Source organism: Streptomyces sp. NPDC015345 (assembly GCF_043078805.1).
In the GTDB taxonomy this organism is placed as follows: domain Bacteria; phylum Actinomycetota; class Actinomycetes; order Streptomycetales; family Streptomycetaceae; genus Streptomyces.
Genome location: NZ_JBIBTX010000002.1, coordinates 894,380 through 920,662, shown reverse-complemented (window position 1 = coordinate 920,662; position 26,283 = coordinate 894,380). Strand labels below are relative to the sequence as shown.

Sequence of the window (26,283 nt, the reverse complement as noted above, 5' to 3'; positions counted from 1 at the left end):
TTGGAGCTTGGTTTAGTTGGGCAGCTTGTCGCCGATGAGGGCGAGATTCTGGATGGCGGCGAGGCCGAACAGGGCGGTCTCGTTGGTGCTGATCCGCGGGTGCTCGTACCCCGGTTCCAGGGCGTCGGGTCCCTCGATCCTCGTCCGCTGCCACTTCATGGCACGGGTGTAGCCGTCGCTGTCGTGGAACTTCTGCCAGGCGCGAGTGGCGAGCCGGTCGTCGTCCAACTGGGCGGCGGCGTAAGCGTCCTGGCGGGAGTGGCCCTGGAAGAGCAGCAGGTTGCCGAAGTCCTTGCCGTAGCGCTGCCGTTGCTCGGCCTTGGTGGCGTTGAAGTAGCGGCAGTAGTCCAGCCAGGCCGCCTTGAAGTCGGGCAGGTCGATGAGGTCGATCAGCTCGGCGCACATCTCGACGAGGCCGAACATCGCGGAGAGGTGCGAGACGTTCACCGCGGGCTCGCCGGCGACCGCGAACCGGCCCGTGTCGAGGTCGTAGAGCCCGCTGCCCTGTACGAAGCCGTTCGGCTGGGCGGCGATGGTCCGCATGGTGGAGCGCAGCCGGGCCTCGGCCTTCCCGGCCTTCGGACCCTTGCGTTCCCATTCGGTGAGCCAGGCGCCCGCGAGGCCGCTCCAGTCGGTGCCGAAGCCGATGGACAGGGCGTGCCGGTCGGGTTCGTAGGGTTCGGTGCGGATCTTTCGGAGCGGGTCGAGGGCCAGGAAGGTCTCATCGGAGTCGACGAGGGCGTGCATGAGGTCGCCGACCCGTTCGTCGGCGGTGAGGAAGTAGTAGGGGCGGCGGTAGACGGCGGTGGAGATGCGCTGCTGTTTGGCGCTGTCGGCGAAGTGCTGGACGCCGTGCCGGGTGCCGAGCCCGGCCCACTGGCCGAGGTGGTAGGCGTCGACCTCGCCGGTGTGGCGGGTCATGGCCTCGGCGAAGCGGAAGATGTCGGCGCGGCCCGAGCGCAGATAGGCGTACCAGAGCCAGAGGTCGGGCGAGAGCTCGGAGTTGTCCCAGGCGTAGCCGCCGACGTCGTACCGCCACTGGTGCCGGTCCTCGTCGTAGGTGTGCATGATGTCGCCGTAGTCCCAGAAGCCGTACCAGCGGCGCTGTTCGACCTGGTCCTTGTAGTACGTGAAGAGGAAGTCGAGGTGGTCCTCGATCTCGGCCTTCGCGGGCGTGGAGCGGTCGACGGGTGCGAAGAGCCCGCCGAAGACGCCGGCGGCGCTCACATGGCCGGGTTCGGCGACCAGTTGGGGCGGGAGGCGGACGGCGGCGGCCTGGTCGACGAGCGTGGCGGCCGAGGGGGTGGCGGCGTTGGCCCAGAACATCAGCTCGCTGGTGCGGGCGATGCCGTAAGGGGTGCCGAAGCCCGGTTCGAAATCCTCATAGGTGATGTTGAGGCCTTCGAGCTGCTCCGGGTAGGTGTCCTGGCCCAGCCCGTCGTGGTAGAAGCGCAGGTCCATGGCGGGCGCCTCCGGCGACCACAGCCACAGGGTCACCTCCGCCTCGTCGCCCGCCGCGCCGCGGATGTCGAGCTGGGCGGGATGCTTCTCCCAGAAGTCGCGCAGGCCGAACGAGAACCCGCCGCTCACCCCGCCCACGTACCCGAAGCCGTTCGCGCGCCCGCCGCCGCCCGCGGGGATCCAGCCGCGGCCGGACTCGGTGCGCTTGCGCAGCGTGAACCCGTCGGCGGACAGCTGGGCGAGCGTGTAGTCGCCCCAACTCGGGATGTACTGGAGGCGGCTGGTGACGCGCTGGTCCCAGGTGGCCGGGTCGGGCAGCTTCTCGCCCTTGACCTGCGCGGCACGCACGGCGGCGCCGGGGTCGCGGCGCAGCCCGGTGATCCCCTTGACGGCCTCGGTGAGGAATCCCTCGCCCTCGCCCGCGATGCGGATGTGCCGGTCGTACGGGGCGTCGCGCATCGGCACGGTGAAGCGCACGCCGAGCCCGCGGATGAAGTCCTTCTCCTGGTCCCCGTCGTAGGTGATCGTGTGCACCATGCGGAACGACTCGGCGCCCGCGTAGAAGTACAGCCGGACGCTGAACGGCAGCCAGCTCCGGCTGCCTTTGCGGTGCTTGCCGTCGATACGGACGACGGCACGCACAGGCCCGTCCTGCTCCACCTCGACGGCGTCGATCTCTCCGTCGAACCGCTCCCACTTGGCGTGGCCGGTGTCGCCGTCGTCGATGTCACCTTGCCGGAGCAGGACGAGCCGTCCATCCGTGGCGATCTTCGTACCGCCGCCCCGCGTCACCGACTGGACGAGCCGCTCGCCATCCGTGCCGATCACCGCCGTGACGACACCGGTGTCCACGGTGACCTTGCGGCCGCTCCGGGTGACCTTGACCTTCTCCTTGTACGGTGCCGGGGTCCCGGCCTTCAGCGTGAACCGCTCGGCGTCGCCGGCCCCCGGCCCGACGGCGTGCGCCGTCCACTTCAACGACCCGTCGGGCCAGTACGCGGTGGGCCAGCTCTGCACGGCGACGTCCTTGCCTTCGCCGTCGGCGAGGGCGAACGTGGCATCGGCACCGTGCAGCCCCTTGGGCCAGGGCACGCCGAAGGTGGACCCCGGGGCGGCCCCGACCCCGCCGTCCTCCAACCACCGAATACGTACGGGCCCATCGGCCACCGGGGCTACGGACACCGCGGCCCGGGCCCGGCCACCCCCGAGCGCCCAACTGGACTGAGCGGCGACACCGGCCGCGGCGGCGGCCTTGAGCAGAGCTCTACGGGCTACGGGAGGCATGCGGCCCCTCACTTTCCTCACGTCTCATCGACAAGGCATGACAGCGCCCCGAAAGGAGCGCGAAGACCCATCCAGGACACAGACCCGCGCGACCGACCCCGCAAGGGGCGCGAGGAACCGCGCGACCAACCCCCACCAACCCGCACCTCACCCCAACCACCACCACCCACCCCCCACCTAGGGGCGCGAGGAACTGCGCGACCAACCCCACCAACCCGCAGCCGAAGAACGGCCCCCTCAACCCCGCCCCTCCACCACAACCCCCGCAGCCACAAGCACCCCCACAGCCGGCGCAGCCAACGGCACCGCGAACCACCCCGACACCCCCACCACAGCCACCCCACACACCAGCACCAAAGACCCCGCAGGATCCCGCACCGTCCCACGCCCCGCCGCAGCGAGCAGCCCCCGCCACGACGCACCAGGCCGCCATCCCACAGCCGCCCGCACCCCCGCCACGACCACCGCGAACATCACCAGCACCCCCACCACCCCCACGACCGCACCCCCCGGCAGCCCCCCGGCCCGTACGACCACGAGATCCGCCCACAGCAGAGCAACCGCACCCCACCCCGCGACCCCCACGAGCCACCCCCGCCGCGCGGCGGCCCGCCAGTCCGCCACGAACTCCCGCCACCCCCCGGCCTCGTGCGCCAGATGCCGCCGAAGATGCGCGGCCCCCGCCGCGACCGCCGCCGGCACCGTCACCAACGGCACCGCGGCCACCACGACCCACACACCGGTCAGCAGACACTCCGCGAAGACCCCGAACCGCCGCCCGCCCACACCCCCACCCGCACCGCCACCCGCCCCCGTCACTTCAACCCCGACGTGGCCATGCCGTCGATCAGATACCTCTGGAAGGCGAGGAAGAACGCGACCACGGGCAGCAACGCCACCAGCGACATCGCGATCATGCCGCCGTAGTTGGCGAGCCCCTCCTGGTCGACGAACATCTTCAGACCGAGCGACACCGTGTACTTCGACGGGTCGTTGAGGTAGATCAGCGGCCCCATGAAGTCGTTCCACGCGTTGATGAACGTGAAGATCGCGCTGGTGATCAGCGCGGGCCGGCACAGCGGCAGCACGACCGACCAGTAGATCCGCAGATGCCCGCAGCCGTCCAGCCGCGCCGCCTCGTCCAGTTCACGCGGCAGGTTCCGCATGAACTGCACCATCAGGAAGACGAAGAAGGCATCGACCGCCAGGTACTTGCCGAGCAGCAACGGGGTGTAGGTGTTGATCAGGCCGAGCTTCTGGAACAGCACGTACTGCGGGATGAGCAGCACGTGGTACGGCAGCAGCAGCGTGCCGATCATCAGCGCGAAGAGGAGGTTGCGGCCCGCGAAACGGATCCGGGCGAAGGCGTAAGCCGCCAGCGAGCAGGAGACCAGCACCCCCACCACCGAACCGACCGCCAGAAACAGGGAGTTGGCGAAGAAGGTGGTGATGGAGATGTCGGCGATGCCCTCGGCGAGGCCGCTGTAGTTCGAGGTGACCGGGTCCGTCGGGAACAGCTCCAGGCTGCCGACGATCTCGTCGTTGTGCTTGAAGGAGCCGCCGATCAGCCACACCACCGGGTAGAGGACCACCGCGAGCACGGCGAGGGCACCGAGGTGCCAGGCCCACGAACCGGCGCCCCCACGCCCGCGCCCAGCAACCGCCACCGGCCCGGTGGACCCCGTACGCACCGTACGCGCCGTACTCATCGGGACGCCTCCTCATAGTGCACCCAGCGTTTCTGGGACCAGAACAGCACCGCCGTCACCAGGCCGACGGCGAGCAGCAGCATCCAGGCCATGGCGGAGGCGAAGCCCATCCGGCTGTTCTCGAAGCCCTGGACGTACAGGTAGCAGGTGTAGACGAGCGAGCCGTCCGCCGGACCACAGGCGTTGCCGCCCGCCCCGCCGCCGACGATGTACGCGGAGGCGAAGATCTGGAAGGAGTGGATGGTCTCCAGGAGGACGTTGAAGAACAGGACGGGGGAGATCAGCGGCAGCGTGATGTGCCAGAACCGCCGCCAGGTGCCCGCGCCGTCCATCGCCGCCGCCTCGTACAACTCGCGCGGCACCTGCTTGAGGCCGGCCAGGAAGATGACCATGGGCGCGCCGAACTGCCAGACGGTGAGCGCCACCAGGCTGTAGATGATCCAGTCCGGGTCGCCGGTCCAGCCGCCCACGTCCATGCCGAACAGGGTGCTCTGGGCGCGGTCGACGATCGCGTCCTCCGAGAAGATCGCCTTCCAGACGACGGCGACGGACACGCTCGCGCCGATCAGCGAAGGGGCGTAGAAGGCGGCCCGGTAGAAGGCCTGGCCGCGCCGCTTCTGGTTGAGCAGGAGCGCGACGCCGAGCGCCGCGGCCAGCTTCAGCGGGGTGCCGACGACCACGTACCAGAGCGTCACCTCGACCGACGTGCGCCAGCGGGGGTCGCCGAACATCTCGGTGAAGTTGTCGAGGCCGATCCACTTCGGCGCGTCGAAGAGGTTGTAGTCGGTGAAGGCGAAGTAGAGGGAGGCGACCATCGGGCCCGCGGTGAGCAGCAGGAACCCGGCGATCCAGGGGGACATGAAGAGGTACCCGGCGAGGTTCTCGCCGCGCCGCCCGCGCCGGGCCCCGCCGGGGCGACGGGAGTCCGCGGGGCGTCGCGCCGGCGCAGTGGTCGCCGTCGCGGCCTTCGAGGGAGTCATCGTGCCGCTCATCGGGTGCCGAGTGCCGTCTTGCACTCGTTGAAGTACTGCTCGACGGCTTCGTCCACCGACCGCTTGCCGAGGGCGAGTTCCTCGGCGACGCGCAGGAACGCCGCCTCGCAGACGTCCGCGCCCGCCGGATGCGGGGTGATCGTCTCCAGGACGCCGGCGTCGACGAGGCTCTCCTCGTACGCGGCGATGTCCTTGTTGACCGAGGCGATGACCTTGTCGCTCTCCTGGGACGGCCGGTAGGCCTCGTACTGCGCCGTGGTGGCCGGCACCCCGCGGTCGTATCCCATGATCTCGGCGACTCCGGGGTCGTGCACCATGAAGTCGATGAACTGGGCGACCTGGCGTGGGTGCCGGGTGCGCCGGGAGCCACTCAGCATCAGGGAGCCGAGGTACTGTCCGGTCTTCTTGCCGTCGGTGGTCGGGATCGGCGCGAGGCCGTAGCTGCTCTTGCCCTCGGCGGTGTAGCGGACGGTGAAGTTGTCCCAGGTGAACTCGGCGGCGGCGAGTTCGGCGGCCACCGCGGACTTGGGCTTGACCTGGGCGACCTTCTTCGGGTCGGCGTAGATGCCGGACCTGACGCCCTGTCGGCCCTTGGTCCACCACTCCTTCAGGTCGGCCTCGGTGAAGCCGAGGCCGTCCTTGGTGAAGAAGGCCTTGCCGTGCTGGCGCAGATACAGGTCGTAGAGGTACATGACGCCGTACAGGCCACTGTCGCCCGGCCGGCCCTTGTCGCGGATCTTCTCCATCGCGGTGTGGAAGTCGTCCCAGGTCCAGCCCATCTCGGGGGTGACGCCGGCCTTCGCGAAGAGCGGCTTGTCGATCACCAGGGCCATGGAGTTGCTGCCGACGGGGATGCCGAGGAGCTTGCCGTCGACCTCGCCGAACTTCTCCAGGCCCGCGCGGAAGCCGTCGAGCCGCAGGTGCCCGGCCTTCACCTGCTCGCGCAGGTCGAGCAGTACGTTGCGCTCGTCGTACTTGCGCAGGAAGCCGATGGCGTTCTGGAAGACGTCCGGCGGATTGCCGCCCGCAGCCTGGGTGTTGAACTTCTTCCAGAAGTCCAGGTACGGCTGGAAGTCCGTCTTGATCTTGATCTTCGGGTGCTTCTTCTCGAAGAGCGCGATGGTCTTGTTGATCCGCTCGGCCCGGTCGTCGGACCCCCACCACGCGTAGCGGAGCGTGACAGTGCCGTCCCCGGAACCGCTTCCGGCACCGCAGCCCGCCGCCGTCACGCCGAGGGCGGCGAGCGAGCCACCCGTGAGCTTGAGCAGGCTCCGCCGGTCGAGTTCCTTTTGCATAGGCACAGTTGTGCTCCTTCACCCGCGACTTGAATCGTTATAGGCAAGCGCTTGCCGGGCCAACGTAGGGAGAGTCGCAGGACACGTCAACGGTTCGGGCAGGAATTGGTCGAAGCGCTTCTCTCGTGTACGAGTGGCCGAACATCCGCCCCGGGTGCGCCAAGGCCTGTCGGATGCCATGAATCGATTCATCCGGACGCCCTTCGAAAACGCTCGACAACGCACCCCCGCAACCTTTCCCGTCCCGGCGGCGACTCCTGACCGACCGTCCCACGCGACGACCGATCCTCCTCGATCCGCCCGACCTGACCCCAGGAGTGGTTCATGGCCCGCCCAGCGACTCCCCCACCGATCGACGTCACCGGCCGCCGCCGCTTCCTCGCGGGCGGCGCCGCCGCGCTCGGCCTCGCCGGGCTCGGCCTGGTCCGCGCCCCCGCCGCACGGGCCGCGGGGCCCACGGCGGCGGCCGCCACCACCCTCTACATCGCGAGCGACTCCACGGCACAGACGTACAGCGCCTCCTACCACCCCGAAGCGGGCTGGGGCCAGCTGCTCCCCCGCTGCTTCACCCCCGCCGTCACGGTCGCCAACCACGCCATCGGGGGCCGCAGTTCACGCTCCTTCATCGAGCAGGGCCGCCTCGCAGCCATCCACCGCGCGATCAGGCCGGGCGACCATCTCTTCGTCCAGTTCGGCCACAACGACGCCACCGCGAGCAGGCCCGAGCGCTACACCCCGCCCGCGGACTACAAGGAGTACCTGCGCAACGACTACATCCGGGCCACCCGGGCCCGCGGGGCGACACCGGTCGTCGTCACCCCCGTCTCGCGCCGCGACTACAACCCGTCCACCGGCCGGTTCAACGTCTCCTTCCCCGCGTACGTGGCGGCCGCCAAGGCCGTGGCCGCGGAGGAGGGCGTCCCGCTGATCGATCTGTCCGCACTCTCCCGCGCCTACCTCGACCAGATCGGCGTCGAGGCCTCGAAGAAGGTCTTCCTGTGGCTCGCCGCCGGGCAGTACCCGAACTTCCCGAACGGGGTGCAGGACAACACGCACTTCCAGGAGTACGGGGCCGCCCGCATGGCCCGCCTGGTCGCCCAGGCGGTCGCCGGGCTCGGCCTTGCGATCTCCGGCGAAGTGGTGCCCGCCGCCCGGGTGGGCCGTCCACGTCGTGGGGTGACGTCGCCTGCCTGACGAGGTGACGAGGTGGCTAGGTGGCGGCCAGGGGGCGGGGCACGGGCCCAGGGGGGCCGCGGTCAGCAGCCCGTCCGGCCCACCACCAGCCACTTCGAGGGCAGCTCTATACGCGTGCCGTCCGGGTGGAACTCCGTGGTGGCGAGGGGCAGTTCGCCGCTCGTGACGATGCCGAGGCCGGCCGCGGCCACGTATCGCGGCACGGCGTCGTCGATCACCTCTGCGGGGGCGATGCCGTGCGCGAAGACGGGGGCGAGCTTCGGCGGCGGGCCCTCGGGGAGCTGCGCGAGGGCCCGCAGGATGGGCTTGGCGGCCTCGGACAGCTCGACGATGAAGGCCCTGCCGCGCCCGCCGGTCAGCGTCGCGATGCTGTCGACCAGCGCCTGGCGGTCGTCGGGCTCGCACTGGTGGAGGACACCGCGCATGTAGACGTTCACATCGCCCAGTTCCGCGTGCAGTTGCTCCGCCGCGCCCTTGTCGGCGGCGTCGAGCTGCCGGAACTCCGCCTGATCGGCGGGGTCCGCGTGGCGGGCGTGGGCGAGGGCGGCGACGGACAGATCGACGCCGAGGACGTGCGGGAAGCGGTCGGCGAGGTAGCGGGTCTGGGTGCCGTTGCCGCAGCCCAGGTCGACCACGGGCAGGTCGGACGCGGCCAAGTGCGGTTCGAACAGGGCGAGATGGGGCCTGGCGGTCAGCGCGGGCTCGGCGTCCCAGATGACGGCGCCCACTTCGCCCGGGGCCTCTCGCCAGAATCCCTCCCAGGCCTCCCTGTACCGACTCGTGACGCTCATGCTCCAGCTCCCCACGGTCCGACGAGAGCCGCCGAAGCCCGGCGGCGAGATCGGTCTACCGCGCTCTTGCCCGGCCGACAAGGCACCTGGTGAACCACCGCTCGGAAGAGCCGGTTCGAACCGGACCGTCTTGCCTGAGTCCCTACGGCTCGTGCCCCACTCCTTGGCGAGGGTGCTCACGACCCCGAGGCCGCGGCCGTACTCGTCGCCGGGGCCCGCGCCGAGCAGCGTGGGCAGCGGGTGGTCGTCGAGGTTGCGCAGGAGCTGCTCGGGCGGCAGGTCGCTTTCCGACGCTCCAGTGCGAGACGAGTCCCGCGCCGTCGACTACGACCACGGCCAAGGGGATGTGTCCGGCCACGGCACCACCCCGCGCCACCGGCCCGTCCGGAGTGCCTCGTTCCATGGCCCATGCTCCCTCCGCGGCGGCGCGAGATCTGAGCCGCCGGCAACCACCGTACGGCTGGCGCGCGTTGCCGTGCGGGGCGATGCGGTAATCGCCCGCGGCCCGAGAGCCCGGCGCACGCCCCCCTGAGCGCCCCTCCCCCGTACGTCAGTCCTCGTGGCCCAGTTGAAGGTCCCGCTCCGTGCGTCCGCCGCCCGCGACCTGGAGGACCGTGGCGACCGGCGGGTAGCCCGCCGCGATGACGGTGTACTCGCCGGACGACAGGTCGACGAAGCGGAAGGTGCCGTCGGCCCCGGTGGTGAGGGTGTCGACGACGTTGCCCGCGGCGTCGAGCAGCGTCACGCGCGCGTCCTCGACGATCCGGCCGCCGCCCGCCCGCACCGTGCCGCGCAGCACCGCGCCGCCCGCGAGCTCCACGTCCTGGCGGGTCTCGCGCGAGGCCTGCACGGTCACCGGCAGCGCGGCGGGGCGGAAGGCGGGGGCGCTCGCCGCCAGGGTGTACTCGCCGGCCACCAGCTCGGTCATGACGTAGCCGCCCTCGCGGCCGCTGCGGGTGGTGGCGACGACCTCGCCGCGGACGTCGGTGAGGGTGACGGCGGCGTCCCGAACGGGCGTTCCGTCGGCGGTCGTCACGGTGCCCGCGAGGCGGCCCGCGCCGCCGAGGACCACGTCGAGTTCGACGGGCCGCTCGCCGACGGTGACCGTGACGGCCTGCGGCTGGTGCCCGCCGGCGGCCGCGATCAGCACGAACGACCCGGATCCCGGCGTCGAGAGGGCGTACCGCCCGTCCTCGCCGCTCGCGCCGCGCCCGATCTGCTGCCCGGCCACGTCGATGAGGGTGAGGGCCGCGCGGGGCACCACGGTGCCGTCGGGGTGCTGCACGGTGCCACAGACGGGGACCCCCGCCGCGTACGTCGTCGTACGGGCGTGGGGGACGGTCACCGTCGCGGCGGCGGGTGCGTTGGGGGAAGTGGCGCTGGACAACAGGGGGGTCTCCTTGAGGAAGAAGGCGAGCAGCATGCCGAGGACGAGCACCGGCACCAGGTAGAGGAAGATCCGCGGCATCGCGTCGGCGTAGGCCTGGATGTAGCCCTCGCGCAGCGGCGTGGGCAGCGCGTGGACCAGCTGCGGGGTGAGCGACTCGGGATCGGGCAGGTCCTTGTCCGACCCGGCGGGGAGCCGGTCCGCGAGGGCCGCGGCGAGGCGGTCGGCGAAGAGCGTGCCGAAGACGGCGGCGCCCACGCTGCCGCCGATCTGCCGGAAGTAGTTGTGCGCGCTGGTGGCCGTGCCGAGGTCGCCGGGGCGGACCGTGTTCTGCACGGCGAGGATCAGGACCGGCATGACCAGCCCGATGCCCGCGCCGAGGATCGCCATCCAGACGCTGTACGCGAGGCGGGACGTGTCGGTTTCGAGGCGGGAGAGGAACCACATGCCGACGACGGACAGGGCGCCGCCGAGCACCGGGTAGATCTTGTAGCGCCCGGTGTGGCTGATGAGCTGCCCGGAGATGATCGAGGCGCCGACGACACCGGCCATCATCGGCAGCATCAGGAGGCCGGACTCGGTGGCGCTCGCGCCGTCGACCATCTGGAGGAAGGTCGGCAGGTAACTGGCGGCTCCGAAGAGGGCGATCCCGACGACCATGCCCACCAGGGAGGTGAGGTTGAAGACCGAGTCGCGGAAGAGGCGCAGCGGGATGATCGGTTCTGCGGCGAACCTCTCGGCGACGAGGAAGAGCAGGCTCGTCACCACGGCGCCCGCCCCGAGCCCGAGGATCAGCCGGTCGTCCCAGGCGTACTGGGTCCCGCCCCAGCTGGTGAGCAGCACCAGGCAGGTGGAGGCGGCGGCGAGGAGCAGCGCGCCGAGCACGTCGAGCCGGGCCCTGGCGGTGGGCTTCGGCAGCTTGAGGGCGAGGGTGACCACCAGCAAGGTGACCAGGCCGAAGGGCACGTTGAAGTAGAAGCACCAGCGCCAGGAGGCGTGGTCGGTGAAGAAGCCGCCGAGGAGGGGACCCGCGACCGAGGCGAGGCCGAATCCGGCGCCGATGAGGCCCATATAGCGGCCGCGCTGCCGGGGCGGCACGATGTCCGCGATGATCGCCTGTACGCCGATCATGAGGCCGCCCGCGCCGACGCCCTGGAGGGCGCGGTAGGCGATGAGCTGGTCCATGGTGCGCGACCAGCCGGCGAGGGCGGAGCCGACGATGAAGACGACGATCGCGAACTGGAAGACGCCCTTGCGCCCGTAGAGGTCACCGAGCTTGCCGTAGATGGGCAGCCCGATGGTGGAGGTGAGCAGATAGGCGGTGATCGCCCAGGACATCCGGTCCAGGCCGTGCAGCTCTCCGACGATCTTGGGGAGCGCGGTGGCGACGATCATCTGCTCCAGGGCGGCGAGCAGCAGGGCGAGCATCAGCCCGACGAAGACCATGCGGACGCGGCGGGGGCTGAGTTCCCGCGGCGGTGGCTCTCCCGCCCCTCGGCCGTCCGGCGGTGCGGCCCCCTCGCTGTCCCGCCCGGAGGCCTTCGCCAGCGTCGTCCCACCCACGTACTGCTCCCCTCGTCGCGCCTGCGCCGCCAGCTTTCTCGCATTTCGCGACAACTGGGAGCAAGCGCGACGAGTCGCTCTCTACCGGGGTCTCAAGGGCGAATGCGCCGGTCGAGGCCCTACGGCGCACAACGGGAGCGGGCAGAAGACCACTCGAAACGGTGAGCGTGAGAACAACCCCCGAGGGGTTGTCCCGGGAGGCCGCGCGGGCGTTACTTCTCCAGCTCGGTGGCGAGGTTGCCGAGGACGGCGTCGTAGATCCGCCCGAGGCCCTTGGGGGCGAAGGTCTTCTCGAAGAAGCCGCCGATGCCGCCCGCGCCGTTCCACACGCTGGTGACGACCACGCGGGACCTGCCCTCGCCGGCCGGGGTGACGGTCCAGGTGGTCACCATGGAGGAGTTGCGGTCCTTCTCGACCAGCTCGCCGTCGGTGGGCTCGGTGACCTCCAGGAGGCAGTCGCGGATCCGCTTGCTGGTGGCCTGGAGCTTCCAGTGGACCAGCGTGCCCTCGCCGTCGCCGCCTTCGCGTACCTCGTACTCGCTGAAGTGCTCCGAAAGGATCTTTTCGCGCGTGCCGTTGTAGTCGGCCAGTGCGTCGAAGACGTCGTCCGGCTGTGCCGCGATGATCCGCTCCGTGGTCGCCTCGACCTGCGCCATTGCACTTCCTCCAGCACTTGGTTTATCGGGGAGTTCAGGGAGAGCCAACCACCCGGCGCACCGGCCCCCCAAATCGGGGCCGCCGCCGGGGCCCGCTCAGGCGGGCAGCAGCCGCAGCGAGACCCAGAGCGCGACGGTCGCGAGGACGAGGGCCGCGGGCGTGGTGAGCAGGCCGAGGCGGGTGAACTCCCGTAGGCGGACGTGGTGTTCGTGCTGGTGGGCGATGCGGCGCCAGAGCAGGGTGGCGAGGGAGCCGGCGTAGGTGAGGTTGGGGCCGACGTTCACGCCGATGAGGACGGCGAGGACGGCTCCGGGGCCGGCCGGCGCGGCCAGCGGGACCAGGGCGAGGACGGCGGGCAGGTTGTTGATGAGGTTGGCCAGGAGCGCGGCGACGGCGGCGGTGCCGAGCAGCGCGGGCAGGGCGGTGCCGTCCGGCAGGACGTGCCCGAGGGCGTCGCCGAGGCCGTTGTCGACGACGGCCCGGACGACGACGCCGAGGGCGAGGACGAAGGCGAGGAACGGCAGCGAGGCCGAGCGCACGAGCGCGAGCGCGGTGGTGCGCCGCCGCAGGAGGGCGCGCACGGCGAGTACGGACGCCCCGGCGGCCGCGGCCCAGGCCGGGTCGACGCCGACGGTGGAGGCGACCGCGAACCCGGCGAGCGTGAACGCCACGGTGACCAGGGCGAAGAGCGGCATACGGGGCGGTTCCGCGGTGTCTCCGCCGTCGGTCGGCGCGTCGAGGTCAGCGGCGAAGAACCGCCGGAAGACGGCGTACTCGACCGCGATGGCGACCAGCCACGGCAGCGTCATCAGCAGGGCGAAGCGCGTGAAGCTCAGCCCGGTGGCGGCGAACGCCAGGAGGTTCGTGAGGTTCGAGACGGGCAGCAGGAGCGAGGCGGTGTTCGACAGGTGGGCGCTCGCGTAGACGTGCGGCCGGGGCCGCACGCCCATGCGGGCGGCGGTCGCGAAGACCACGGGGGTGAGCAGGACCACGGTGGCGTCCAGGCTGAGGGCCGCGGTGATGACCGAGGCGAGACCGAAGACCGCGGCGAGCAGCCGGCGCGGGCGCCCCGCGGCCCGGCGCGCCATCCAGGTGCCGCAGGCGTGGAAGAGCCCTTCGTCGGCGCAGAGCTTGGCGAGCACCAGGACGGCCGCGAGGAAGCCGATCACGGGGCCGAGCCGCGCGGCCTCATCCCGCACGTCGTGGAGCGGAATCGCCCCGGCCGCGATCACCACGCCCGCGGCCGGTACGGCGAAGACGGCTTCCGGGCGGCCGAAGGGGCGGACGACCGCGCAGATCAGCACCACGGCCAGGGCGGCGACGGACAGGAACTCGACAAGCATGCTTCCGATCATGCAACGTGCGTGCGGCCCGCCCGTCGCCGGACCCGGCAATTCCGCCGGCTGCGGGACTCCTCCGGCGCGGTGGCCCGGAACCGGGCCGTGGTGCCGTCGTCGCTCCAGCGGTGCGGCCCGGCCTTCTCCAGGACGCGGACGGAGGCACGGGCGGCCTCCGGGGCGTAGCCGCGTCCGCGCCGCGAGGCGACGACGCCGTAGCCGAACTCCACGGAGCCCTCGCTCGGCGGCGCCAGAGCAGGCTGATGGAGCCGACCACCAGGCCGCTCTCCTGTTCGACGCACTGGGCCCCGCGCTCCGGGTCGCACATCAAGGGAACATGTGTTCTATTCTGTGGTCAGTGCTACCGAGGAGGCGTCATGCGCTGGGAGAACCTCTCCGACGGACCGCGTCAGGGCACCGCTGATGCCGCGCTGTTCGGCGCGGACGCGGTGACGACGCGGACCTTCGACACCCCTGAGTTCGCGGGGATCACCTTTCACGAGATCCGGGCCAGGTCGATCGTGAACCGCGTGCCGGGCGCGTCCCGCATGCCGTTCGAATGGACGGTCAACCCCTACCGGGGCTGCACGCACGCGTGCGTCTACTGTTTCGCGCGCAAGACCCACAGCTATCTGGACCTGGACACCGGCATCGGGTTCGACAGCCAGATCGTCGTCAAGATCAACGCCGCCGAGCTGCTGCGACGCCAGCTCGCCTCGCCGCGCTGGCACGGCGACCACATCGCGATGGGCACCAACGTCGACTGCTACCAGCGCGCGGAGGGCCGCTACCGCCTGATGCCGGGCATCATCGAGGCGCTGCGCGACCGCGGCAACCCCTTCTCGATCCTCACCAAGGGCACGCTGATCCTGCGCGACCTCGATCTGCTGCGGCAGGCCGCGGCCGTGACGGACGTCGGCATCTCCGTCTCCGTCGGCTTCACCGACCACGAACTGTGGCGCACCGTCGAGCCGGGTACGCCCGCCCCCGAGCGGCGCCTGGACGTCGTACGCACCCTGACCGGGCACGGCATCGGCTGCGGGGTCCTGATGGCGCCGGTGATCCCGTTCCTGGGCGACCACCCGGACCAGCTGCGCGCCACGGTGCGGGCCATCGCCGCGTCCGGCGCGACCTCGGTGACGCCCCTGGTCCTGCATCTGCGGCCGGGCGCACGCGAGTGGTTCATGGCATGGGTGGGGCAGCACCACCCGCATCTGGTGCGGCGGTACGAGCGGCTGTACGCGGAAGGGGCCTACGCCCCGAAGTGGTACCAGCGCCGCATCACCCGGCACGTGCACGAGCTGGCCGAGGAGTTCGGCATCGGCCCCACGCGCGCGGGTGCCGCGCGCCGCGTCCCGGTCCCCGAGGAGCCGGAGCCGGCCGCGGGCCCCACTCAGCTCACGCTCCTGTAGGAGGACCCCTTTTCACGGGCACCCTCTCCCGGCATCCTTTCGCGGGTGGCCGCCTGCTCCTTTCAGGTCATTCATCGACAGAACGGACGCTTCCGGGCGGGCTTTCCGGGACGATGCGGCCGAGGTCGTGGCGTGCACGGCCACGGATCCTCCGCCCTGGGAAGCCTGATGAAGAAACGCGCCGTCGCCCTCTGCTCCCTCGCCGCGCTGACCGGAGCGGCCGTGCCCGCCGCCGGACTGCCGACCGCGGCGAGCGCCTCGCCCCCGCGCACCGCACAGGCCGCCCCGGCGGCCCTGGCGGCCCCGCTGGCGTGGAAGAAGTGCGCCACGAAGGCCCATCCGGCGCTCCAGTGCGCGTCGGTGAAGGTCCCGCTCGACCACCAGCGGCCGGCAGGCGAGCAGATCACCCTCGCCCTGTCGCGCGTCCCGCACACCGCGGCCACGTCCCAGGGGCCCCTCCTGGTCAACCCCGGCGGCCCGGGCGGCAGCGGCCTGGCCATGGCCGGGTCCGTCGCGAAGTCCCTTCCCAAGGAGGTGGCCGCGCGGTACGACGTCATCGGCTTCGACCCGCGCGGTGTCGGCAGGAGCGAGCCCGCGCTCAACTGCCGCCCCGGACACTTCACCCCCGTGCGCCCCGCCAGCGTTCCGGTCACGCCCGCCCTGGAGCGGGCCAACCTCGACCGGGCGCGGGCCTTCGCGCGGGCGTGCGCCTCGAAGTACGCGGCCGTCCTGCCGTTCATCGACACGGTGAGCGCGGCCAAGGACATGGACGCCATCCGTGCCGCCCTCGGCGCGCCACGCCTGAGCTATCTCGGCTACTCGTACGGCACGTATCTGGGCGCCGTCTACGCCAAGCTCTACCCGCACCGCGTGCGCCGCATGGCGCTCGACTCCCTGGTCGACCCGACGAGCATCTGGTACGCCGCCAACCTCCGGCAGGATCACGCCTTCGACGCCCGCCACAAGGCCTTCATGGCCTGGATCGCCCGGCACGACTCCGCGTACGGCCTGGGCGGGGACCCCGCGCGGGTCGAGGCCCGGTGGCACACGATGCGGCGGACACTGGCGGAGCGCCCGGCGGGCGGCAAGGTGGGCGCCGCCGAGCTGGAGGACACCTTCCTCCCCGGCGGCTACACCAACCGCTTCTGGCCGCCCCTGGCCGCGGCCTTCGCGGCGTACGCGAACGGCAAGGACACCGCCCCGCTCCTGAAGGCGTACGAGACCTTCGGCGCGAGCGGCGCGGCGGGCGAGAACGGCTACAGCGTCTACACGGCCGTGCAGTGCAGGGACGCGCAGTGGCCGCGCGACTGGCGGACCTGGCGCGAGGACCACACGCGGATCCACGCGAAGGCACCGTTCGCCACCTGGAACAACGCCTGGTACAACGCCCCGTGCGCCTTCTGGCCGACACACCACCTGAGCCCGCCGGACGTCTCCAACTCCGCGCTGGCACCGGTCCTGCTCTTCCAGGCGACCGACGACCCGGCCACTCCGTACGAGGGCGCCGTCGCCCTGCACCGCAAGCTGGGCGACTCGCGCCTGGTGGTCGAGCGGGGCGGCGGCAACCACGGCGTCACCCTGCGCGGAAACGCCTGCCTGGACCGGCACTTGGCGGCGTACCTGTCGACCGGCGAGGTGCCCGGCAGCGGTGGCGAGGTGGACGCGGTGTGCGAGGCGCTGCCCGACCCGAAGCCCTCGCGGAACCGTGAAGGCACCCCCGGGCGCGGGGCGTTGTCGGTGCCGTGGTCCACCATGGGGGCATGAGCCGACTGACCCACATCAGCGCCCCCGAGGGCGTGGCCCCCGCCACCGCGTACACGCACGTCGTCATGGGGACGGGCCGTCTCGTGGCGATATCAGGGCAGTTGGCCCTGGACGAGGACGGCGATCTGGTCGGCGAGGGCGACGCGGCGGCGCAGGCCCGGCAGGTGTTCGAGAATCTGCGGCGCTGCCTGGCGGCGGCGGGCGCCACCTTCGACGACGTGGTGAAGCTGACGTACTTCGTGACGGACATGGCGCACATGCCGGCCGTGCGCGCCGCGCGGGACGCCTTCCTGGACCCCGAGCGGCTCCCCGCGGCGTCGGCGGTGCAGGTCGCCGCTCTGGTCGGCTCCGAGTTCCTGATGGAGATCGAGGCGTTCGCGGTGGTGGCCGAGTAGATGCCGCAGGTGCGCGTACGGGAGATGACCGACGCCGACTGCGCGAGCGTGGCCGAGATCCGCGTCCTCGGCTGGCGCAACGCGTACGCCGGACTGATGCCCCAGGCGTTCCTGGACGGCCTCGATGTCGCGGAGAACGAGCAGGAGCTGCGCGAGCGGCTCGCGGAGGGCCGGGCCGGCACGGTGGACCTGATCGCCGAGCGCGGGGGCCGGACCGTCGGCTGGGCCTGCTTCGGCCCCGCACGCGACAACGACGTGCCACCGGACGAGGCCGAGCTGTACGCGCTGTACGCGCACCCGGAGCATTACTCCACGGGCATCGGCCGCGCACTGCTCCTGGAATGCATGGTCCGCTGCAAGACCGCGGGCCACCCCCGGCTGCGCCTATGGGTCGTCGAGGGCAACACCAGGGCACGCCGCTTCTACGAACGCTTCAACTTCACCCCGGACGGCGCCATCACCCCCCAGCCGCCGGAAGACACACCCACCCCGGAACTCCGCTACACCCACGCCCTCACGTGACCCCGTCACTCGCCCCCCTGCAGGGCCACGCAAAACCGCACGCCCCGGCACACGCCCCGTAAGGGGCGCGGGGAACTGCGCGATCAGCCCCCACCCACCCGCAGCCGAAAGACCACTTCCACCCGCCCCACCCCGCTCACTCCGGCAACCGCGCCAACGCCGCCGCAGCCGCCGCCGCAAGCCTCGGATGCCCGCACGCCTCGGTCAACACCGGCCGCGCCCGCGCGTCACCCAACGCCCCCAGCCCCTCCACACAGGCGAGCGCGATCTTGCCGTAGGGGTCGTGCGGCGCGAGCCGACGCCGCAGCGTGGTGATCAGGGCGGGCGCCGACTCCGGTGCCCGCAACTCCGTCAGCAACCGCACCGGATGGAGCGCATAGGCGACGCGGAGTTCGTTCGTCGCCAGGGCCGCCGCCGCGCGAGCCGTACGCGGATCACCGAGCCGGGCCAAGGCGTACGCCGCGGCGGCGCACCGCGGCGCGTCCCGGTGGTTGAGGAGGAGGACGAGCGACTCGAAGGCTCTGCGATCACCCGCGACGCCGAGCCGGAACGCCGCCAATTCCCGCGCCCACAGCGGCCGTCCGGGAGAGACCAGCACCTCGGCCAGCTGGTCCGGATCGCCGGTCGCGACCAGTTCCTCGTACTCCCGAGAGGCCCCCGCCTCACCCCGTAAACGCTCCGTCACCGTCCGCGACTCCTCATCCATGAACGCGAGCCTAAGCCTTACCCAGCGGTCGCGACGTAGATCACAGGGATCCGGAATCAGCGAGGGCTGGCGCGCTCGTTACCCGGCGGTTAATCTCATGTGAGCGGGGCACACTCCCCGTGAGCACATCCTCACGACGGCCTGGTGACGCAGCCGCCGTGGGTGTCAGTCGGTTCGGTACCTCAGGTATCCAGTACGGCTCGGCCTCGGGACAGGGCCGGTCGGCCTCACCGGGCGTGGACTCTGCGCCGCCCGGACACGACACCTCAATTCCCGCACGCCGCGCGACAGTTCCCCGTACCCGCGTGCGTGCGCCCCTCAGTCGTCACTCTCTTCCTGGAGTCCACGCATGGACGCTCCCTTGAACGACACCTCCCCGCACACGGTCGCCGTCATCGGTCTGGGCACGATGGGCACCGGAATCGCCGAGGTCCTGGCCCGTGCGGGCCGCGAGGTCATCGGCATCGACATCAGTCAGGCGGCGGCCACGCAGGCCGTCGCCTCCCTGGAGGCCTCCACGGCACGCGCCGTGCGCCGTGAGCGGCTCACCGACGAGGAGCGGCGCGACGTCCTCGCCCGCTTCCGCACCTTCACCGACCTGCGGGCCGCCGCCGACGCCGACCTGGTCATCGAGGTCGCCCCGGAGTCGTACGAGATCAAGCAGCAGGTCATCCGCGAGCTCGACGGTGTCGTGCGCCCCGACACGATCATCGCGACCGGCACCAACGCGCTGTCGGTGACCCGCCTCGCCGCCGAATCGGCGCGCCCGGAACGGGTTCTCGGCCTGCACTTCTTCAACCCGGCGCCCGCCATGAAGCTGGTCGAGGTCGTCTCGTCCGTGCTGACCTCGCCCGCCGCCGTCGCCACGGTCACCGAGCTGGCGCAGGCCCTCGGCAAGGAGCCCGTCGCGGTCGGCGACCGCCCCGGTTTCGTCGCCGACGGACTGCTCTTCGGCTACCTCAACCAGGCCGCCGCGATGTACGAGGCGAAATACGCCTCCCGCGAGGACATCGACGCCGCGATGAAGCTGGGCTGCGGCCTGCCGATGGGCCCCCTCGCGCTGCTCGACCTGATCGGCGTGGACACCGCTCGCACGGTCCTGGACGCCATGTACGCCGAGTCGCACGACCGGCTGCACGCGCCCGCCCCGATCCTCAAGCAGCTCAGCGAGGCGGGCCTGACCGGCCGCAAGTCGGGCCGCGGCTTCTACACGTACGCCGAGCCGGGCAGCGCCGAGGTCGTGCCCGACGCGCTGACCCCGCTGGAGGGCGAGCGGCGCGCGCAGGGACGTACCGTCCGCTCCGTGGGCGTCGCGGGCTCGGGGACGATGGCGTCCGGCATCGCGGAGGTCTTCGCCAAGGCCGGTTACGACGTGGTCCTCGCCGCGCGCACCGACGAGAAGGCCGAGACGGCCAAGGCCCGCATCGGGAAGTCGCTCGCGCGCTCCGTCGACAAGGGCCGGCTGACGGCCGAGGCCGCCGCCCAGACACTGGAGCGGATCACCCCGGCCGGGTCGTACGAGGCGTTCGCCGACGTCGATCTGGCCCTGGAGGCCGTCGCCGAGGACCTGGAGATCAAGCAGCAGCTGTTCGCGGCGCTCGACAAGGTCTGCAAGCCGGGCGCGATCCTGGCGACCACCACCTCGTCGCTGCCGGTGGTGGCCTGCGCCCGTGCCACCACGCGTCCGCGCGAGGTGATCGGCATGCACTTCTTCAACCCGGCCCCGGCGATGAAGCTCGTCGAGGTGGTCCGCACCGTGCTGACCGCCGACGACGTGCACGCCACGGTCCGCGAGGTCTGCGCGACCATCCGCAAGCACCCGGTGGACTGCGGCGACCGCGCCGGGTTCATCGTGAACGCTCTGCTGTTCCCCTACCTCAACAACGCGATCAAGATGGTCCAGGAGCACTACGCGACGCTCGACGACATCGACGCCGCGATGAAGCTCGGCGGCGGCTACCCCATGGGCCCCTTCGAGCTCCTGGACGTCGTCGGCCTGGACGTCTCGCTGGCCATCGAGAAGGTCCTGCACCGCGAGTTCCGCGACCCGGGCCTGGCCCCGGCGCCGCTGCTCGAACACCTGGTGGCCGCGGGCTGCCTCGGCCGCAAGACGGGTCGTGGCTTCCGCGAATATGCCCGGCGCTGAGCCGGCCGAGGAGCGCCCGGGGGCGCGGGCCGACTGGGGCGGGCTGCTCGGGCCCCCGGGCAGCCCCGTCCCTCGGAGGCACCGCGCCGCGCATATGCAGTACGTTCATGGCATGTCCAAGGCCGCCAAGTCCTCCCGTACGCCCGCCACGCCCGACGCCCCGGAGAGCGCCGCGGGCAGTCGTGCCGCCGCCCAACGGCTCAAGATGCGCCGGGAGCTGGCGGCGGCGGCCATGGAGCTGTTCGCGTCCAAGGGGTACGAGGCGACGACGGTCGACGAGATCGCCGCGCAGGCCGGGGTCGCCCGCCGGACCTTCTTCCGGCACTTCCGCTCCAAGGAAGAGGCGATCTTCCCGGACCACGACGACACCCTGGTCCGCGCGGAGGCGGTGCTCAACGCCGCTCCCCCGCATGAGCACCCGCTGGACACGGTGTGCCGCGGCATCAAGGAAGTCATGAAGATGTACGCGGCCTCGCCGGCGGTCTCCGTGGAGCGCTACCGCCTCACCCGCGAGGTGCCGACGCTCCGGGAGCGCGAGATCGCCTCGGTGGCCCGTTACGAACGGCTCTTCACGCGGTATCTCCTCGGCCACTTCGACGAGCACGCGCACCACGACGGCAACGACGACCCGCTGCTCGCCGAGGTCGCCGCCTCCGCGGTGGTCACCGCCCACAACCACGTACTGCGGCGCTGGCTGCGGGCCGGCGGCCAGGGCGACGTGGAGACCCAGCTCGACCACGCCTTCGCGATCGTGCGGCGCACGTTCGGCACGGGGATCGGGGCGGGCCGCGACACGCTGCCCGCGGCGTCCCCGGCGACGGTGTCCTCCCAGGGGGAGGTCCTGGTCACGGTGGCGCGGACGGACGCCCCCTTGGACGAGGTCATGCGGACCATCGAGAAGGCCCTCCGAGAGCGAGCGTCTTAGCCCCTTTCACCCTTTTCGTCCTCGGCTTTTGAGGGGGTGCTACCAGTCGGTAGCACCCCCTCCTTCATGCCGTGGCACCCCTCTGACCTGCACTGATCGATCATCGGTCAAAAAATACTGGCACCCAGTGTCTTGCCGACTGGCACGCGGTGCCATACGTTGATGTTGTCCGGGCGGCCGGCGTGCAGAGATCATCCGCACGCCGGCTGTCCCCTCAAGCCACGGCTTGCGCGTCCGGACGCCTGCGTCACAGGCACCTCTCACGCCCCACCAAGGCGTTGCCGAGCTCCACCCCTTGGCCGAACCGACGGCACACCTCCAAAGCCCCGCCAGCACCCCACGAAACGTCGAGCAGCGTTCTCCCCAGACCGCTTCTTAGCCGGAGGCAACACCGTGAAGGAAATCCTGGACGCGATTCAGTCGCAGGACGCACAGTCCGCCGACTTCGCCGCTCTCCCCCTCCCGGACTCGTACCGCGCGATCACCGTGCACAAGGACGAGACGGAGATGTTCGCGGGCCTGGAGACGCGCGACAAGGACCCGCGCAAGTCGCTCCACCTCGACGACGTGCCGCTCCCCGAACTCGGCCCCGGCGAGGCCCTGGTGGCCGTCATGGCCTCCTCGGTGAACTACAACTCGGTGTGGACCTCGATCTTCGAGCCGGTCTCCACCTTCAGCTTCCTGGAGCGCTATGGCCGGCTCAGCGAGCTGAGCAAGCGCCATGACCTGCCGTACCACATCATCGGTTCCGACCTCGCGGGCGTCGTGCTGCGCACCGGGCCCGGTGTGAACTCCTGGAACCCGGGCGACGAGGTCGTCGCGCACTGCCTGAGCGTCGAGCTGGAGTCCTCGGACGGCCACAACGACACGATGCTCGACCCCGAGCAGCGCATCTGGGGTTTCGAGACCAACTTCGGCGGCCTGGCGGAGATCGCGCTCGTCAAGTCCAACCAGCTGATGCCGAAGCCCGACCACCTGAGCTGGGAGGAGGCCGCCTCGCCGGGCCTGGTGAACTCCACCGCCTACCGCCAGCTCGTCTCCCGCAACGGCGCCGGCATGAAGCAGGGCGACAACGTCCTGATCTGGGGCGCCAGCGGCGGACTCGGGTCGTACGCCACGCAGTTCGCGCTCGCGGGCGGCGCCAACCCCATCTGCGTGGTCTCCAGCCCCCAGAAGGCGGACATCTGCCGTGCCATGGGCGCCGAGGCGATCATCGACCGCAACGCCGAGGGCTACAAGTTCTGGAAGGACGAGCGCACCCAGGACCCCAAGGAGTGGAAGCGCTTCGGCAAGCGCATCCGTGAGCTGACCGGCGGCGAGGACATCGACATCGTCTTCGAGCACCCCGGCCGCGAGACCTTCGGCGCGAGCGTGTACGTCACCCGCAAGGGCGGCACCATCACCACCTGCGCCTCGACCTCGGGCTACATGCACGAGTACGACAACCGCTACCTGTGGATGTCCCTGAAGCGGATCATCGGCTCCCACTTCGCCAACTACCGCGAGGCGTGGGAGGCCAACCGCCTCATCGCCAAGGGCAAGATCCACCCGACGCTCTCGAAGGTGTACTCCCTGGAGGACACCGGCCAGGCCGCCTACGACGTCCACCGCAACCTCCACCAGGGCAAGGTCGGCGTCCTCGCCCTCGCCCCCCAGGAGGGCCTCGGCGTCCGCGACCCGGAGAAGCGGGCCCGGCACATCGACGCCATCAACCGCTTCCGGAACGTCTGAACTCCCTAAGGAGCAGCGGGACATGACAGAGCGCCAGAAGGACCGGCCGTGGCTCATGCGGACGTACGCCGGTCATTCCACGGCGGAGGCGTCCAACGAGCTGTACCGGCGCAACCTCGCCAAGGGCCAGACGGGCCTCTCGGTCGCGTTCGACCTGCCCACCCAGACCGGCTACGACCCCGACCACATCCTCGCCCGCGGTGAGGTCGGCCGGGTCGGCGTCCCGGTCTCGCATCTCGGCGACATGCGGCGGCTGTTCCAGGACATCCCCCTGGAGCAGATGAACACCTCGATGACGATCAACGCCACCGCCATGTGGCTTCTGGCGCTCTATCAGGTGGTCGCGGAGGAGCAGGGCGCGGACATCACCAAGCTCCAGGGGACGACGCAGAACGACATCGTCAAGGAGTACCTCTCGCGCGGGACGCACGTCTTCCCGCCGGTGCCGTCGCTGCGCCTGACCACCGACATGATCACGTACACGGTGGCCCACATCCCCAAGTGGAACCCCATCAACATTTGCAGCTACCACCTCCAGGAGGCGGGGGCCACGCCGGTCCAGGAGATCGCGTACGCGATGTCCACCGCCATCGCGGTCCTCGATGCCGTGCGCGACTCGGGGCAGGTTCCCGAGGAGAAGTTCGGGGACGTCGTGGCCCGCATCTCCTTCTTCGTGAACGCGGGTGTCCGCTTCATCGAGGAGATGTGCAAGATGCGGGCGTTCGGGCGGATCTGGGATCAGGTCACGCGCGAGCGGTACGGCATCGAGGACCCCAAGCAGCGCCGCTTCCGCTACGGCGTGCAGGTCAACTCGCTGGGTCTGACGGAGGCGCAGCCCGAGAACAACGTCCAGCGGATCGTCCTTGAAATGCTGGCCGTCACGCTCTCCAAGGACGCACGCGCGCGTGCCGTGCAGCTCCCGGCCTGGAACGAGGCGCTCGGCCTGCCGCGCCCGTGGGACCAGCAGTGGTCCCTGCGCATCCAGCAGGTCCTCGCACACGAGAGCGACCTGCTGGAGTACGAGGACATCTTCGACGGCTCACACGTCATCGAGGCCAAGGTCGCGTCCCTGGTCGAGGAGTCCCTCGCGGAGATGGACCGCATCGAACAGATGGGCGGCGCGATGGCCGCCGTCGAGTCCGGCTATCTCAAGTCGCAGCTCGTCTCCTCGCACGCCGAGCGCCGGGCGCGGATCGAGTCCGGCGAGGAGAAGATCGTCGGGGTGAACTCCTACGAGTCCACCGAGCCGAACCCGCTCACCGCCGACCTGGACGCGGCGATCATGACGGTCGACCCGGCGGTCGAGGCGCGCGTGGTGAACGCCCTCAAGGACTGGCGCGACAACCGCTACCAGCCGCCGTTCAACCACCCCCGCCCGTGCAAGGCCCTGGAGCGGCTCAAGGAAGTCGCCGCGGGGACGGGCAACCTCATGGAAGCCACCCTGGAGTGCGCACGCGCCGGCGTGACGACCGGCGAGTGGGCGGGCGCCCTGCGGGAGGTCTTCGGCGAGTACCGGGCGCCCACGGGCGTCTCCAGTGCTCCGGTGGCCGTCACCGCGGAGGAGGGCACGCCGCTCGCCCTGGTCCGCGACAAGGTCGCGAAGACGGCCGCCGACCTCGGCACCGGCAAGCTCCGCTTCCTGGTGGGCAAGCCCGGCCTCGACGGGCACTCCAACGGCGCCGAGCAGATCGCGGTGCGCGCGCGGGACGCCGGTTTCGAGGTCGTCTACCAGGGGATCAGGCTCACGCCGGAGCAGATCGTCGACGCGGCGCTCGCCGAGGACGTGCACGCGGTGGGCCTGTCGATCCTCTCCGGCTCGCACGCCGAGCTGGTGCCGGACGTCCTGGTGCGCCTGCGCGAGGCGGGCGCCCACGACATTCCCGTGATCGCGGGAGGCATCATCCCCAACAGTGACGCCGAGGACCTGCTGGCGGCGGGCGTGGCCGCCGTCTTCACCCCCAAGGACTTCGGCATCACGGAGATCATCGGCCGTATCGTCGACGAGATCCGGAAAGCGAACAAGCTCGACCCTCTGGAGGTCCCCGCATGACCGCGCCCATCAACCGTCTGCGCCCGCGCCGCTCCTGTCTCGCGGTGCCGGGAAGCAACCCCCGCTTCCTGGAGAAGGCCCAGGGCCTCCCCGCCGACCAGGTCTTCCTGGACCTGGAGGACGCCTGCGCGCCGCTCGCCAAGCCGGAGGCCCGGCACACCATCGTCAAGTTCCTCAACGAGGGCGACTGGACGGGCAAGACGCGGGTGGTGCGCGTCAACGACTGGACGACCGAGTGGACGTACCGCGACGTCGTGACCGTCGTGGAGGGCGCCGGCCAGAACCTCGACTGCATCATGCTGCCGAAGGTGCAGACGGCCGATCAGGTGGTGGCGCTCGACCTTCTCCTCACCCAGATCGAGAAGACCATGGGCTTCGAGGTCGGCAAGATCGGCATCGAGGCGCAGATCGAGAACGCGCGCGGCCTCAACAACGTCAACGCCATCGCCGAGGCGTCCCCGCGCGTCGAGACGATCATCTTCGGCCCGGCCGACTTCATGGCCTCCATCAACATGAAGTCCCTGGTCGTCGGCGAGCAGCCGCCCGGCTACCCGGCCGACGCCTACCACTTCATCCTGATGAAGATCCTGATGGCGGCCCGCGCCAACAACCTCCAGGCGATCGACGGTCCCTACCTCCAGATCAAGAACGTCGACGGCTACCGCGAGGTCGCGAACCGCGCCGCGGCACTCGGCTTCGACGGCAAGTGGGTGCTGCACCCCGGTCAGGTGGAGGCCGCCAACGAGGTCTTCTCGCCCTCCCAGGAGGACTTCGACCACGCCGAACTGATCCTGGACGCGTACGAGTACTACACGTCCGAGGCCGGCGGCAAGAAGGGCTCGGCGATGCTCGGCGACGAGATGATCGACGAGGCCAGCCGGAAGATGGCGCTGGTCATCTCGGGCAAGGGGCGTGCCGCCGGCATGACCCGCACCTCCAAGTTCGAGGCCCCGGAGGCGTAA

Annotated in this window: 21 protein-coding genes; 10 read left to right on the top strand and 11 right to left on the bottom strand. The window is 71.0% G+C overall.

Features of this window, described 5'->3' with window-relative positions:
* Nucleotides 1-12: 12 nt before the first annotated feature.
* The 5 genes from ACF062_RS10400 to ACF062_RS10380 form a co-directional block, all read right to left on the bottom strand.
* The gene (locus ACF062_RS10400; protein WP_392137328.1) at nt 13-2,745 is read right to left on the bottom strand and encodes a Tat pathway signal sequence domain protein; all 2,733 of its coding nucleotides are present in this window, start codon (nt 2,743-2,745) and stop codon (nt 13-15) included.
* Nucleotides 2,746-2,982: 237 nt separating this feature from the next.
* Nucleotides 2,983-3,564: a hypothetical protein gene (locus ACF062_RS10395; RefSeq protein WP_392137327.1), complete on the bottom strand. Its 582-nt coding sequence runs from the start codon at nt 3,562-3,564 to the stop codon at nt 2,983-2,985.
* On the bottom strand, nt 3,561-4,454 hold the full coding sequence (locus tag ACF062_RS10390; RefSeq protein WP_392137326.1) for a carbohydrate ABC transporter permease: 894 nt from the start codon (nt 4,452-4,454) through the stop codon (nt 3,561-3,563). The genes ACF062_RS10395 and ACF062_RS10390 overlap by 4 nt, the downstream gene beginning before the upstream one ends.
* Nucleotides 4,451-5,434 (bottom strand): carbohydrate ABC transporter permease, encoded by a 984-nt coding sequence (locus tag ACF062_RS10385; protein WP_392137325.1) that lies wholly within the window; start codon nt 5,432-5,434, stop codon nt 4,451-4,453. The genes ACF062_RS10390 and ACF062_RS10385 overlap by 4 nt, the downstream gene beginning before the upstream one ends.
* 8 nt (nt 5,435-5,442) lie before the next feature.
* Nucleotides 5,443-6,741 carry an ABC transporter substrate-binding protein gene (locus tag ACF062_RS10380; protein WP_392137706.1) on the bottom strand — a complete coding sequence of 433 codons (1,299 nt, stop codon included), beginning with the start codon at nt 6,739-6,741 and terminating at the stop codon, nt 5,443-5,445.
* A gap of 324 nt (nt 6,742-7,065) precedes the next feature.
* On the opposite strand from ACF062_RS10380, the gene ACF062_RS10375 reads away from it, so the two are divergent.
* Nucleotides 7,066-7,935, top strand: a complete 870-nt coding sequence (locus ACF062_RS10375) for a rhamnogalacturonan acetylesterase (RefSeq protein WP_392137324.1) — start codon at nt 7,066-7,068, stop codon at nt 7,933-7,935.
* A gap of 62 nt (nt 7,936-7,997) precedes the next feature.
* Here the strand turns inward: ACF062_RS10375 and ACF062_RS10370 are convergent, their stop codons facing one another.
* The 5 genes from ACF062_RS10370 to ACF062_RS10350 form a co-directional block, all read right to left on the bottom strand.
* Entirely contained in the window at nt 7,998-8,726 is a 729-nt protein-coding gene (locus ACF062_RS10370; protein WP_392137323.1) for a class I SAM-dependent methyltransferase, read from the bottom strand.
* A gap of 550 nt (nt 8,727-9,276) precedes the next feature.
* A complete protein-coding gene (locus tag ACF062_RS10365; RefSeq protein ID WP_392137322.1) occupies nt 9,277-11,676 on the bottom strand; it encodes an MFS transporter in 2,400 nt (799 codons plus the stop codon).
* A 212-nt stretch (nt 11,677-11,888) separates the two neighbouring features.
* Nucleotides 11,889-12,332 (bottom strand): SRPBCC family protein, encoded by a 444-nt coding sequence (locus ACF062_RS10360; RefSeq protein WP_223777819.1) that lies wholly within the window; start codon nt 12,330-12,332, stop codon nt 11,889-11,891.
* A gap of 96 nt (nt 12,333-12,428) precedes the next feature.
* A complete protein-coding gene (locus tag ACF062_RS10355; protein WP_392137321.1) occupies nt 12,429-13,676 on the bottom strand; it encodes an SLC13 family permease in 1,248 nt (415 codons plus the stop codon).
* Nucleotides 13,677-13,684: 8 nt separating this feature from the next.
* Nucleotides 13,685-13,900 carry a hypothetical protein gene (locus ACF062_RS10350; protein ID WP_392137320.1) on the bottom strand — a complete coding sequence of 72 codons (216 nt, stop codon included), beginning with the start codon at nt 13,898-13,900 and terminating at the stop codon, nt 13,685-13,687.
* Between the two features lie 147 nt (nt 13,901-14,047).
* On the opposite strand from ACF062_RS10350, the gene ACF062_RS10345 reads away from it, so the two are divergent.
* The 4 genes from ACF062_RS10345 (at nt 14,048) to ACF062_RS10330 (ending at nt 17,763) form a co-directional block, all read left to right on the top strand.
* Nucleotides 14,048-15,082, top strand: a complete 1,035-nt coding sequence (locus ACF062_RS10345; protein WP_223777816.1) for an Rv2578c family radical SAM protein — start codon at nt 14,048-14,050, stop codon at nt 15,080-15,082.
* Between the two features lie 168 nt (nt 15,083-15,250).
* Nucleotides 15,251-16,846, top strand: a complete 1,596-nt coding sequence (locus ACF062_RS10340; RefSeq protein ID WP_392137319.1) for an alpha/beta hydrolase — start codon at nt 15,251-15,253, stop codon at nt 16,844-16,846.
* Entirely contained in the window at nt 16,843-17,241 is a 399-nt protein-coding gene (locus tag ACF062_RS10335; protein WP_392137318.1) for a RidA family protein, read from the top strand. Before ACF062_RS10340 ends, ACF062_RS10335 begins: the two co-directional genes overlap by 4 nt.
* A complete protein-coding gene (locus ACF062_RS10330; RefSeq protein WP_392137317.1) occupies nt 17,242-17,763 on the top strand; it encodes a GNAT family N-acetyltransferase in 522 nt (173 codons plus the stop codon).
* Nucleotides 17,764-17,899: 136 nt separating this feature from the next.
* Here ACF062_RS10330 and ACF062_RS10325 read toward each other — a convergent pair whose 3' ends face one another.
* Nucleotides 17,900-18,469 (bottom strand): adenylosuccinate lyase, encoded by a 570-nt coding sequence (locus tag ACF062_RS10325; RefSeq protein ID WP_392137316.1) that lies wholly within the window; start codon nt 18,467-18,469, stop codon nt 17,900-17,902.
* Between the two features lie 349 nt (nt 18,470-18,818).
* On the opposite strand from ACF062_RS10325, the gene ACF062_RS10320 reads away from it, so the two are divergent.
* The 5 genes from ACF062_RS10320 (at nt 18,819) to ACF062_RS10300 (ending at nt 26,283) form a co-directional block, all read left to right on the top strand.
* The gene (locus ACF062_RS10320; protein ID WP_392137315.1) at nt 18,819-20,615 is read left to right on the top strand and encodes a 3-hydroxyacyl-CoA dehydrogenase family protein; all 1,797 of its coding nucleotides are present in this window, start codon (nt 18,819-18,821) and stop codon (nt 20,613-20,615) included.
* Between the two features lie 112 nt (nt 20,616-20,727).
* Nucleotides 20,728-21,540, top strand: coding sequence for a TetR family transcriptional regulator (locus tag ACF062_RS10315; RefSeq protein ID WP_320589447.1), 813 nt, complete (start codon nt 20,728-20,730; stop codon nt 21,538-21,540).
* 393 nt (nt 21,541-21,933) lie between these two features.
* Nucleotides 21,934-23,271, top strand: a complete 1,338-nt coding sequence (gene ccrA / locus ACF062_RS10310; protein WP_392137314.1) for a crotonyl-CoA carboxylase/reductase — start codon at nt 21,934-21,936, stop codon at nt 23,269-23,271.
* Between the two features lie 22 nt (nt 23,272-23,293).
* Nucleotides 23,294-25,321 carry a protein meaA gene (locus ACF062_RS10305; RefSeq protein ID WP_223777809.1) on the top strand — a complete coding sequence of 676 codons (2,028 nt, stop codon included), beginning with the start codon at nt 23,294-23,296 and terminating at the stop codon, nt 25,319-25,321.
* Nucleotides 25,318-26,283, top strand: coding sequence for an HpcH/HpaI aldolase/citrate lyase family protein (locus ACF062_RS10300; protein ID WP_392137313.1), 966 nt, complete (start codon nt 25,318-25,320; stop codon nt 26,281-26,283). The genes ACF062_RS10305 and ACF062_RS10300 overlap by 4 nt, the downstream gene beginning before the upstream one ends.